Genomic DNA, 10,495 nt, shown 5'->3' on the forward strand with positions numbered 1-10,495 from the left:
GCCCCGGGGCCGTCTTCGTCATGCGTACCGGCCCGGGCGCGTGGTACCGGGCCGGTGGTCAGTGGGCGCTCACGCGCGGCGGCGGGCCACCTCGTAGAGCACGATGCCTGCCGCGACACCGGCGTTCAGCGACTCGGCGCCACCCGGCATCGAGATGCGGACGCGGTAGTCGCAGGTCTCGCCCACGAGGCGGCCGAGGCCCTTGCCCTCGCTGCCGATCACGATGACGACCGGCCCGGCCAGCTGCTCCAGATCCTCGACGGTGTGCTCACCGTCGGCGGCCAGACCGACGACCGTGAGGCCCGCCTTCTGGTAGCCCTCCAGCGCACGGGTCAGGTTGGTGACCCGGGAGACCGGGGTGCGCGCGGCCGTACCGGCCGACGACTTCCAGGCGCCCGCCGTCATGCCGGCCGCACGCCGCTCGGGGACGACCACGCCGTGGCCGCCGAATGCCGACACGGACCGGACGATCGCGCCCAGGTTGCGCGGGTCGGTGACCCCGTCGAGCGCGACGATCAGCGGGTCCTCGCCGTTGTCGTACGCGGCGGCGGTCAGGTCCTCCGGGTGCGCGTACTCGTACGGCGGGACCTGGAGGACGAGGCCCTGGTGGTTCAGGCCGTTCGTCATCCGGTCCAGCTCGGGGCGCGGCGCCTCCATCAGGTTGATGTTGCCGCGGTCGGCGGCGAGCTTCAGCGCGTCACGCACCCGCTCGTCGTTCTCGATGTACTGCTGGACGTAGAGCGTCACCGCGGGGACGCCGTCGCGCAGCGCCTCGTAGACCGGGTTACGGCCGACGACCATCTCCGAGGTGCCCTTGACGCCGCCGCGCCGCGGGGCGGGGCGGCGGGCCGCCGCCTGCTTGGCCGCGGCGTTCGCGATGCGGTTCTTCTTGTGCCCCTTGCGGGCGGAGGCGGGCGGCGTCGGGCCCTTTCCTTCGAGGCCACGGCGTCGCTGCCCACCGCTGCCGACCTGCGCGCCCTTCTTGTTGGACGTGCGGCGGTTCCTGCGCTGGCTGTTCCCGGCCATGACCTACCTGTTTCGTTGCTTCAGAAATTGCTTCAGAAATGCTTCTACAAGTGAAAGTGTGCCGCCCGGACGGCCGGGCGGCACATTCGCGCCGGTGGGCGCGGTGTGAGGAGCGGCGCTCAGCGCGGTCCCAGCGTCCACCGAGGGCCGCTCGCACTGTCCTCGATGACCAGCCCGGACTGGTTCAGCTGGTCGCGGATCGCGTCCGCGGCAGCCCAGTCCTTGCGGTCGCGGGCGCCCTGCCGCTGGTCCAGCACGAGCCGCACCAACGTGTCGACGACTCCGTGCAGATCCTCGCCCCGGTCGCCCTCGCCCGCCCAGTGCGGGTCGAGCGGGTCCAGGCCGAGGACGCCGAGCATGGCCCGGACCTCGGCGAGGCGGGCGATCGCGGCTTCCTTGTCGTCGGCGGCGAGCGCGGAGTTGCCCTGCCGGACGGTGGTGTGGACGATCGCGAGCGCCTGCGGGACCCCCAGGTCGTCGTCCATCGCCTCGGCGAAGGCCGGCGGCACCTCGGTGGCGGGCGCGACCGTCTCGCCCGTCTTCTCGGTGACCCGCTGTGCGAAGCCCTCGATCCGCGCGAACGCGGACTCCGCGTCACGCAGGGACGCCTCGCTGTATTCGATCATCGAGCGGTAGTGCGGGGTGCCGAGGTAGTAGCGGAGCACGATCGGCCGCCACTTCTTCACCATCTCGCTGACCAGCACGGAGTTGCCCAGCGACTTCGCCATCTTCTCGCCCGCGATGGTGACCCACGCGTTGTGCACCCAGTACTTCGCGAAGGTGTCGCCGAACGCCTTGGCCTGCGCGATCTCGTTCTCGTGGTGCGGGAAGATCAGGTCGATCCCGCCGCCGTGGATGTCGAACTCGGTACCGAGGTACTTGTGCGCCATCGCGGAGCACTCCAGGTGCCAGCCGGGACGGCCGCGGCCCCACGGGGTGTCCCAGCTGGGCTCGCCCGGCTTCGCGGACTTCCACATGGCGAAGTCGCGCGGGTCTCGCTTGCCGGTCTCGCCCTCGCCGGACGGCTGCCGCAGGTCGTCGAGGTTCTGGTTGGAGAGCTCCAGGTACCCGGGGAACGAGCGCACGTCGAAGTAGACGTTGCCGTCCGCCGCGTAGGCGTGGCCGCGCTCGATGAGGCCGCGCATCATCTCGATCATCTCGGTGATGTGGCCGGTGGCGCGGGGCTCGTAGGTGGGCGGCAGGCAGCCGAGGGCGGCGTAGCCGTCGTTGAACGCGCGCTCGTTCTCGTACCCGATCGACCACCAGGGGCGGCCCTGCTCCTCGGACTTCCGGATGATCTTGTCGTCGATGTCCGTGACGTTCCGGATGAACGTCACGTCGTAGCCGCGGTACGCGAACCAGCGGCGCATGATGTCGAAGTTCAGGCCGGAACGGATGTGCCCGATGTGCGGTGCGGCCTGGACGGTAGCGCCACAGAGGTAGATCGAGACACAGCCCGCGGTGAGCGGGACGAAGTCACGGATCTGCCGGGCGCTGGTGTCGTACAGGCGAATAGTCACGCCACCAGGGTAGTAGGCCGACACCAGTGCCCCGCGACCTCTGGCGAGCCTCGGGGTAACTTTTCTGCTATACGGGCCCCCGGAGGCCGCCCCGAAGGCATCACCGCGGGGCGCTGGGTGCAGGTGGGACGCACGGGACGGGTGTGGCGTGGCCGCGCCGCCCGCGCGGGAAACACTTTCCCGGCGCGGGCGGAAGGGTCACCGCCGGACGGCCCGGCGCCCCGGCCCCCGGGCCGTGCCGGCCGTGCCTCAGATGCGGCCGACCACCTTGCGCGGGGTGATCCGCACGACGACCCTTTCGGCGTCGTTCACGGAGTCCGGGTTGAAGTCCGCGTATCCCTTGCCGGTGTACTTCCGCGACAGCTGGTCGATCAGCTCCTGACCGCCCTCGGTCGACAGGGTCGCCTCGCCGCGGATCTCCGCGTAGGAGTACGGCGCGTCGAACGGCTGGAGCAGCACGGTGACCCGGGGGTCGCGGCGCAGGTTCTTCTCCTTGCGGCGGCCGACGGTGGTGGAGATCAGTACGTCGTCGCCGTCCCGCGCCACCCACACGGGTGATACCTGCGGACTGCCGTCCGGCTGGATGGTGGCGACGTTGACGAACACGGGGGTGTCCAGCAGGTTCTTGAGCTCATCGGAAAGTGCGGCGGTCATGACCTACATCCTCCTGCGAATGCCGTGACGGACTGTGGCGGTGAGTGATGCGCCTCACTCCTACCCGCTAACCCCGCGCACGCTCCATTCGTTCCCGCGCCACGCCCACCACACGGGTGAAGACGTGGCGCGGTGGGCGTACGGCCTCCCGGGGCCCGCGACCGTCCGGCGCGGCGGACCCCGGAACGGCCCCGGGAGGGCGCGGCCTCAGGAGACGCGGTACACCAGCGCGGTGGCGATCCCCGCGACGCCCTCGCCCCGGCCGGTGAAGCCGAGGCCGTCCGAGGTGGCCGCGGAGAGCGAGACGGGCGCGCCGACGACGGCCGAGAGCACCTGCTGCGCCTCCTCGCGGCGCTTGCCGATCTTGGGCCGTACCCCGACGACCTGCACGGCCACGTTCCCGATCTCGAATCCCGCAGCCCGCACGATGCGCGCCGCCTCGGTCAGCAGCGTGACGCCGGAGGCACCCGACCACTGCGGGCGGCCGGTGCCGAAGTGCTGCCCCAGGTCACCGAGGCCGGCGGCGGAGAAGAGGGCGTTGCAGGCGGCGTGCGCGACGACGTCCGCGTCGGAGTGGCCGGCCAGGCCGGGACCCTCGCCCTCCCATTTCAGGCCCGCGCACCAGAGCTCGCGGCCCTCCTCGAAGGCGTGGATGTCGGTCCCGATCCCGACGAGCGGGATCACGGGACGCGGCTGGGGGTTCGGCTCAGAAGCCATCGTTCGCCCTCCGGCGTGCGAGTACCGCTTCGGCCAGCACGAGATCGAGCGGCCGGGTCACCTTGAACGCCTCTTCGTGGCCGGGCACCACGACGACGGGCTCGCCGAGGCGTTCCACCATGCCCGCGTCGTCGGTGGCGCCCTCACCGTCGAACACCACGGTCGCGTGCGCCCGCAGCAGCGTGTCCCGGTCGAAGCCCTGCGGGGTCTGCACCGCGCGCAGCCTGGCCCGTACCGGGGTCGAGAGCACCGGCTCAGGGGCGCCCGGGACCGCCGAGGGTTCGACCTCCTTGACGGTGTCGGCGAGCGGCACGGCGGGCACCACGGCCGGGGCGCCGCCGCGTACCGCCTCGATGACCGCGTCCACGGTGTCGACCGGCACGAGCGGGCGGGCCGCGTCGTGCACCAGGACCGTGGCCACGTCCTCGGGCAGCACCTGAAGGCCGAGGCGGACGGACTCCTGGCGGGTCTCGCCACCGGGCACCACCACGTAGTCGGTGCGCTCGGGCAGGGCGTGCGCGTCGAGCAGGTTCTTCACGGCGGGGGCACCGTCCGGCGGGGCGACCACCACGACGAGCGAGACGGCGCGCGAGGCCGCCATCGCCCGCACGGCGTGGATCAGCATCGGTGTGCCACTCAGGGTGCGCAGCGCCTTGGGCGCGCCGGGGCCGAGCCGGACCCCCCGGCCGGCAGCCGGGATGACCGCGGCGGTACGGGACGGCCGGGCGGCACCGGCGGGCGCCTGCGCGTCCGCGGGGACCCGCTGTCCGGCGGGCGGTGGCATGTCGGACGGTGACATCGGTGACATCGGTTGCACTCCGAAGCTTCGGCAGGTTTGTCGCCACGGCCGACGTGGGTAGGGCCCCAAGCGAGCCGCCGTACAACGGCCCGCCTCGGTCCGGACCCCTTCCGTGACCCGGTCGAGCGAGTCGTGGCGGCGGCGCGGGGCGGCCGGTGCGTTGACCGGCCGAGGGGGACGCTAGCCGTACAGGTGCCGGCGCGACCACCACCCGGTATCCGGCCGAATTCAGCCGCGTCCGGGTGGCCGAAAAAGAATCTTGAAAAGTGCCGGGCACCCAGGTGTCCGGTCCCCCGCACGCGGTGAATCCGGTGCGGTGGGTTCCGCCGCATCGGAAACCCGCCGCACCGGGACTCCGGAGTCGGCGGTGCGGGGGCATGAAGAGGGCCTCGGGCACGCCTGAACGCCCTCGGGGGCGGAGTGCGATCCGGGGCGCGACCGGAAGTCGCCGACCCGTCATGTGCATCCGCCCGGAAAACGAACATGCCGCGGCACCCGGAGACTCGCCGTTCATCACGGCTGGTCAGCGGGGACCACGGCATATTCGACGACCGGTGCGATCCGGTTCAGGACGCGAGAACCTCGTCGAGCAGGGCTTCGGCCTTGTCCTCGTTCGTGTTTTCCGCGAGAGCGAGCTCACTCACCAGGATCTGGCGGGCCTTGGCGAGCATGCGCTTTTCTCCGGCGGAGAGTCCACGCTCGCGCTCACGACGCCACAGGTCGCGCACCACTTCGGCGACCTTGATGACATCGCCAGAGGCGAGCTTCTCCAGATTTGCCTTGTAACGACGGGACCAGTTCGTCGGCTCTTCCGCGTACGGTGCGCGCAGCACCTCGAAGACCCGGTCCAGCCCGTCCTGCCCGACCACGTCGCGCACGCCCACGAACTCCGCATTGTCCGCCGGCACACGAACCGTCAAGTCGCCCTGAGCGACCTTGAGCACCAAGTAGGTCTTGTCCACGCCTTTGATCTGGCGAGTTTCGATAGCCTCGATCAGCGCGGCCCCGTGATGGGGATAGACCACGGTGTCGCCAACCTTGAACGTCATGTGACAGGTACCCCTTCCGTGGCTATCCAGGGTAACACGAGAACCGCTACTCCTGAATGGCGTTTTCGCAGGTCAGGGCATATCTCGGGGCTTGACAACAGCATCCGCATCGTGCTGCGCGGGTCTTCGCGGAGACGGTATTCGCAGGTCGGAGCCGTTGTGCGACCGACCGGAAACGCGCGGCCCGCACGCCCGGGAACTCTGTCCGAACGGGTTAAAGATCCCGTTTTGCCGGATTCAGGAAGCTGCACTTTCTTCCGTACGTTCGGAGATCGATCACACGATCGACGGAAGTTTCGCCGACCCATTGAAATTGATCAAGCCGTTCGTGACAACCGCCACGACAACCCCCGCCACATCGGTCCTCGCGCTTTTCCCGCCGACGAATGCGCCACCGCCGGGAGAATTGATCATTCGCGATTTGTGAACGGGGGATGTCGGACCGTGCACCGTGGCGCCGGGACCGGCCGGAGGGCGGTCGATCCCGGCGGGGCAGGGGTCCGGAGCCCGGACGGGCCGCCCGGCTCGCGGGGAAGAGCCATGGGCCAAAGGGGCGGGTCGGGTGCGGGACGCGAGCGGCGGCTCGGTAGCCTAAGGCCGCTGACACACCCTTAGGGCGGCTTTACGTCACTCGGTCCGCCGCCCCGCACGGTCGTGCAGTGCACCTGCGCACCACGTCCGTAGTCCGCAGAAACCGAACGTTCAAGGAGTTGCCGCCGCCGTGAGCCGCAGCCTTCGACACGGCGCCCTCGCCGCCACTGCCCTCGTGATCTCGATCGCCTCGCTGTCCGCGTGCGCCGCGGGCAACGACGCGGCGACCCTCCAGGTCCGGCCGGACAACGCCGCCACCTCGGTCGGCGACATCAAGATCCAGAACGTGAACGTCGTCACGCAGCCCGAGCACGACGCCGAGGGCCCCGCCGTGGTCACCGGTGCCGTCTTCAACCAGGGCGAGGAGGACGAGACGCTGGAGGCCATCACGCTGCCCCGGTCCAGCACCGAGGTGAAGCTGCACGCCGCCGACGGCGACGGGCCGCTCGTGGTCCCGGCCGGCGGCAAGATCGTCCTCGGGGGCGAGGGCAACGCCTCCGCCGTCATCGAGAACGGCCGTCAGGCCACCCAGGACGGCAACGTCGAGCAGGTCGTCTTCCGCCTCAGCGAGAGCGGCGACATCGCCCTGGGCGCCACCGTCGTCCCGTCCCGTTCCTACTTCGAGGGCTTCGGACCGAGCGCGCTGCCCACCGCCGCCGCTTCGCCCGACGCGTCGGCCTCACCGGACGCCTCCGCGAGCCCCGACGCCTCCGCGACCCCGACCGACGGCGAGACGTCCCCCGTCGCCGAATGAGTCGCGCGCCACGGCGCGGACGACCGCACGAGTGAAGGGCGCCTTCCCCCGGGGGGAGGCGCCCTTCACTCATCCGTGTGCCCGATGGCCGGCCACCGGTTTACGGCTCGAACTTGTAGCCCAGGCCGCGGACCGTCACCAGGTAGCGCGGCGCCCCCGGGTCGGGCTCGATCTTGGCGCGCAGCCGCTTCACGTGCACGTCGAGGGTCTTGGTATCGCCCACGTAGTCGGCGCCCCAGACCCGGTCGATGAGCTGCATGCGGGTCAGCACGCGGCCCGCGTTCCGCAGCAGCATCTCCAGCAGGTCGAACTCCTTGAGCGGGAGGTCCACCTTCCCGCCGGAGACGGTGACCACGTGGCGGTCGACGTCCATGCGGACCGGACCGGCCTCCAGGGCGGCCGGCGTGATCTCCTCCGGCTCGCCGCGACGGCGCAGCACCGCGCGGATGCGCGCCACCAGCTCGCGCGAGGAGAACGGCTTGGTGACGTAGTCGTCGGCTCCTATCTCCAGACCGACGACCTTGTCGATCTCGCTGTCCTTGGCGGTGACCATGATCACCGGGACGTTGGAGCGGTTGCGCAGCTGCCGGCAGACCTCGGTACCGGGCAGGCCCGGCAGCATCAGGTCGAGCAGGACGAGATCGGCGCCGTTGCGGTCGAACTCGTCGAGACCGTCGGGACCCGTCGCCGCCACGGCGACCTCGAAACCCTCCTTGCGCAGCATGTAGGACAGAACGTCGCTGAAGGATTCCTCATCCTCGACGACAAGCACTCGGGTCACGGAAGGGCCTCCGGGGCAGGAAAGGGTTCAAAAGCTGTTTCGAACGGTCCCTCGTCGTCACCGTTGACGAACAGGGGGCCGCCGGTGGTGCGTTCCCGTACGGTGCCCGACTCGGGCAGCCGCAGGGTGAAGGTGGAGCCCTGTCCCTCGGAGCTCCAGACGGTGACCTCCCCGCCGTGCGAGGCGGCCACATGCTTGACGATGGCCAGGCCGAGGCCGGTGCCACCGGTGGCTCGTGAGCGGGCCGGGTCGACGCGGTAGAACCGCTCGAAGACCCGGTCCCGGTCCTTCTCGGAGATGCCGATGCCCTGGTCGGTGACGGAGAGCTCGATCAGGGGCCGTCCCTGTCCGGTCACACGCCGGACGGCGATACCCACACGGGTACGGGCGGGGCTGTAGTTGACGGCGTTCTCGACCAGATTGCCGAGGGCTGCCGCGAGCTGGCCGCGGTTGCCCCAGACGGAGAGGTCGTTGGTCCCGCCGGAGGCCATGGTGATCTCCTTCGACCCGGCCGGCTGGCGGCAGCGGTCGATGGCCTCGGCGACGAGCTCGTCCACCCGGACGGACTCGGCGTCCTCCAGCGGGTCGTCGTTCTGGACGCGGGAGAGGTCGATCAGCTCCTGGACGAGGTTGGTGAGCCGGGTCGCCTCGATCTGCATCCGGCCCGCGAAACGCTCGACGGCCTCCCGGTCGTCGGACGCCTCCAGGACCGCCTCCGACAGCAGGGAGAGCGCACCGGTCGGGGTCTTCAGCTCATGGCTGACGTTCGCGACGAAGTCGCGGCGTACCGCCTCTATCCGACGTGACTCGGTCAGGTCCTCCACCAGCAGCAGCACCAGCCGGGAGCCCAGCGGAGCGACCCGGGCGGAGACGGCGAGCGCGTCGCCCCGGCCCGTACCGCGACGGGGCAGCTCCAGTTCGACCTGCCGTATCTCGCCGTCCCGGCGGGTGTCCCGCGTCATCTGGAGCATCTGGTCGACGGCCAGCCGGCCGCCGCGCACCAGGCCCAGCGCGTACGCGGCGGAGCTGGCCTTGACCACGCCGTCGCTCTCGTCGAGGACGACGGCGGAAGAGCTGAGGACGGAGAGGACGGTGTCCACTCCGGGGGGCAGGGTGGCACTGGTCTCGGGCCGCACGGATGCGCGCGTCGGTTTCTTCAGATCGCGTTCGCTCCAGCGAAACGCCAGCATCGCGATCACACCGGTGCACAACCCGGCGGTCCCGGCTGCTGCGGCGACCGCCGCGTTCACGTCCATGTCGTCCAGGTTATGCGTCGATGCGCACGCTCTCACAGCCATACGAGTGCCTACTCGAACACTCGTCGCCCAGAGTTCACCGAGGGTATGGGGATGGTTCACTTCGGCGGACCGATTCCGACGCGTTCCCCCCTCACCGTGGGAGCGTGGGGTTCGAGCCAGAGACCCCGGCCACGAGGACTGGAGAGGGACTTCCATGCGCGACGCCTACCACGAGGAACTCGACTCGATCGGCGAGGACCTGGTCGAGATGGCCCGGCTCGTCGGGTCGGCGATCGGACGGGCCACCACGGCCATGCTCGACGCCGACCTCAATCTCGCGGAGACGGTCATCGCCGCGGACCAGCGGGTCGACGACCTCCAGCACGAACTGGAGGCGCGTGCCATCGCACTCCTCGCCCGGCAGCAGCCGGTGGCGACCGATCTGCGGATCGTGGTCACCTCGCTGCGCATGAGCGCCGACCTCGAGCGCTCGGGCGACCTCGCCCAGCACGTCGCCAAGCTGGCCCGGCTCCGCTTCCCGGACAAGGCCGTACCGCACGACCTGCACGCGACCATCCTGGAGATGGGGCAGCTGGCACAGCGGCTGATGGCGAAGGCCGCCGAGGTGATCATCACCAAGGACGTCGACCTGGCACTCCAGCTGGAGCAGGACGACGACGAGATGGACCTGCTGCACCGCGCGCTCTTCCAGCACCTGATGGACGACCGCTGGAAGCACGGCATCGAGACAGCGGTCGACGTGACCCTGCTCGGCCGCTACTACGAGCGCTTCGCCGACCACGCCGTCTCGGTCGCCAAGCGCGTCGTCTATCTGGTGACGGGCGAGCACGCCGACGAGCTCCAGAGCCCGACCTCGGTCGAGGGCGCGTAACCGGCGCGGGCGGGGCGGACGTACGGCCCGTACCGGCCGCGCGGCACGATCCGACGCACCGCGGTGGCGCCGGATCGTGCCGCCGGCGCACCGGGGCACCCGGAATCTCTGCGCGTGTGCGCCGTTGATGCGCCCGCCGGGATGGGCATGCAATGGACGGGGGACTGGGACCGATCCCGTACTCCCCTGTCGTGCGCACCGGGCGTACGACACCGGCGCGGCAGCCTTCACGCACCGGCCGGTGGTACGCGTTGAGGAGGACCTCATGGCACATGCGGCCGATTCCCCCCTGCCCGACCCCGAGCAGGAGACCCCGACCGAAGTGGTGCGCCTGACCGTGCTCGGGGCCTGCGGCTGCGGCTCCGGCTGCGGCTGCGGCTGCCAGTCCGGTTCGCCTTGTCAGTGCGGCGGCTGACCGGTCCCGTCCGGAAGCGGAACGCCCACGGCGCGACGACGGCCGCGCGGGGAGCCGCC

At 70.7% G+C, this 10,495-nt stretch carries 11 protein-coding genes; 3 read left to right on the plus strand and 8 right to left on the minus strand.

Going from position 1 to position 10,495, the window contains the following annotated elements; genetic code table 11:
- Positions 1–69: 69 nt before the first annotated feature.
- From rlmB to ACFWEP_RS25060, 6 genes are all read right to left on the minus strand, one after another.
- Entirely contained in the window at positions 70–1,026 is a 957-nt protein-coding gene (gene rlmB / locus ACFWEP_RS25035) for a 23S rRNA (guanosine(2251)-2'-O)-methyltransferase RlmB (RefSeq protein WP_387373068.1), read from the minus strand.
- A 119-nt stretch (positions 1,027–1,145) separates the two neighbouring features.
- The gene (cysS, locus tag ACFWEP_RS25040; protein WP_387373070.1) at positions 1,146–2,546 is read right to left on the minus strand and encodes a cysteine--tRNA ligase; all 1,401 of its coding nucleotides are present in this window, start codon (positions 2,544–2,546) and stop codon (positions 1,146–1,148) included.
- Positions 2,547–2,795: 249 nt separating this feature from the next.
- Positions 2,796–3,200, minus strand: coding sequence for a PPOX class F420-dependent oxidoreductase (locus ACFWEP_RS25045; protein ID WP_328720941.1), 405 nt, complete (start codon positions 3,198–3,200; stop codon positions 2,796–2,798).
- 207 nt (positions 3,201–3,407) lie between these two features.
- The gene (gene ispF, locus ACFWEP_RS25050; RefSeq protein ID WP_387373072.1) at positions 3,408–3,917 is read right to left on the minus strand and encodes a 2-C-methyl-D-erythritol 2,4-cyclodiphosphate synthase; all 510 of its coding nucleotides are present in this window, start codon (positions 3,915–3,917) and stop codon (positions 3,408–3,410) included.
- Positions 3,907–4,701 carry a 2-C-methyl-D-erythritol 4-phosphate cytidylyltransferase gene (gene ispD, locus ACFWEP_RS25055; protein ID WP_387373079.1) on the minus strand — a complete coding sequence of 265 codons (795 nt, stop codon included), beginning with the start codon at positions 4,699–4,701 and terminating at the stop codon, positions 3,907–3,909. The genes ispF and ispD overlap by 11 nt, the downstream gene beginning before the upstream one ends.
- Before the next feature lie 581 nt (positions 4,702–5,282).
- Positions 5,283–5,765, minus strand: a complete 483-nt coding sequence (locus ACFWEP_RS25060; RefSeq protein WP_003953493.1) for a CarD family transcriptional regulator — start codon at positions 5,763–5,765, stop codon at positions 5,283–5,285.
- 721 nt (positions 5,766–6,486) lie between these two features.
- Here ACFWEP_RS25060 and ACFWEP_RS25065 point away from each other — a divergent pair.
- Complete coding sequence (locus ACFWEP_RS25065) at positions 6,487–7,110, plus strand: DUF461 domain-containing protein (protein WP_387373073.1); 624 nt, start codon at positions 6,487–6,489, stop codon at positions 7,108–7,110.
- Between the two features lie 100 nt (positions 7,111–7,210).
- Here ACFWEP_RS25065 and ACFWEP_RS25070 read toward each other — a convergent pair whose 3' ends face one another.
- Both ACFWEP_RS25070 and ACFWEP_RS25075 read right to left on the minus strand, forming a co-directional pair.
- On the minus strand, positions 7,211–7,891 hold the full coding sequence (locus tag ACFWEP_RS25070) for a response regulator transcription factor (RefSeq protein ID WP_275493488.1): 681 nt from the start codon (positions 7,889–7,891) through the stop codon (positions 7,211–7,213).
- Complete coding sequence (locus ACFWEP_RS25075) at positions 7,888–9,147, minus strand: sensor histidine kinase (RefSeq protein ID WP_387373075.1); 1,260 nt, start codon at positions 9,145–9,147, stop codon at positions 7,888–7,890. Before ACFWEP_RS25075 ends, ACFWEP_RS25070 begins: the two co-directional genes overlap by 4 nt.
- 196 nt (positions 9,148–9,343) lie before the next feature.
- Between ACFWEP_RS25075 and phoU the strand changes: the two genes are divergently transcribed.
- Both phoU and ACFWEP_RS25085 read left to right on the plus strand, forming a co-directional pair.
- Complete coding sequence (gene phoU, locus ACFWEP_RS25080; protein ID WP_387373077.1) at positions 9,344–10,021, plus strand: phosphate signaling complex protein PhoU; 678 nt, start codon at positions 9,344–9,346, stop codon at positions 10,019–10,021.
- A gap of 265 nt (positions 10,022–10,286) precedes the next feature.
- Entirely contained in the window at positions 10,287–10,436 is a 150-nt protein-coding gene (locus ACFWEP_RS25085) for a hypothetical protein (RefSeq protein ID WP_266705998.1), read from the plus strand.
- The last annotated feature ends 59 nt before the right edge of the window (positions 10,437–10,495 follow it).

It is taken from the genome of Streptomyces sp. NPDC060198, from assembly GCF_042728415.1.
GTDB lineage: Bacteria > Actinomycetota > Actinomycetes > Streptomycetales > Streptomycetaceae > Streptomyces.

What these genes read in the sequence shown, in the direction of transcription:
- rlmB (WP_387373068.1), bottom strand. Translation starts at nt 1,026, where the DNA reads ATGGCCGGGAACAGCCAGCGCAGGAACCGCCGCACGTCCAACAAGAAG.
- ACFWEP_RS25045 (WP_328720941.1), bottom strand. Translation starts at nt 3,200, where the DNA reads ATGACCGCCGCACTTTCCGATGAGCTCAAGAACCTGCTGGACACCCCC.
- ispF (WP_387373072.1), bottom strand. Translation starts at nt 3,917, where the DNA reads ATGGCTTCTGAGCCGAACCCCCAGCCGCGTCCCGTGATCCCGCTCGTC.
- ispD (WP_387373079.1), bottom strand. Translation starts at nt 4,701, where the DNA reads ATGCCACCGCCCGCCGGACAGCGGGTCCCCGCGGACGCGCAGGCGCCC.
- ACFWEP_RS25060 (WP_003953493.1), bottom strand. Translation starts at nt 5,765, where the DNA reads ATGACGTTCAAGGTTGGCGACACCGTGGTCTATCCCCATCACGGGGCC.
- ACFWEP_RS25075 (WP_387373075.1), bottom strand. Translation starts at nt 9,147, where the DNA reads ATGGACGTGAACGCGGCGGTCGCCGCAGCAGCCGGGACCGCCGGGTTG.
- phoU (WP_387373077.1), top strand. Translation starts at nt 9,344, where the DNA reads ATGCGCGACGCCTACCACGAGGAACTCGACTCGATCGGCGAGGACCTG.
- ACFWEP_RS25085 (WP_266705998.1), top strand. Translation starts at nt 10,287, where the DNA reads ATGGCACATGCGGCCGATTCCCCCCTGCCCGACCCCGAGCAGGAGACC.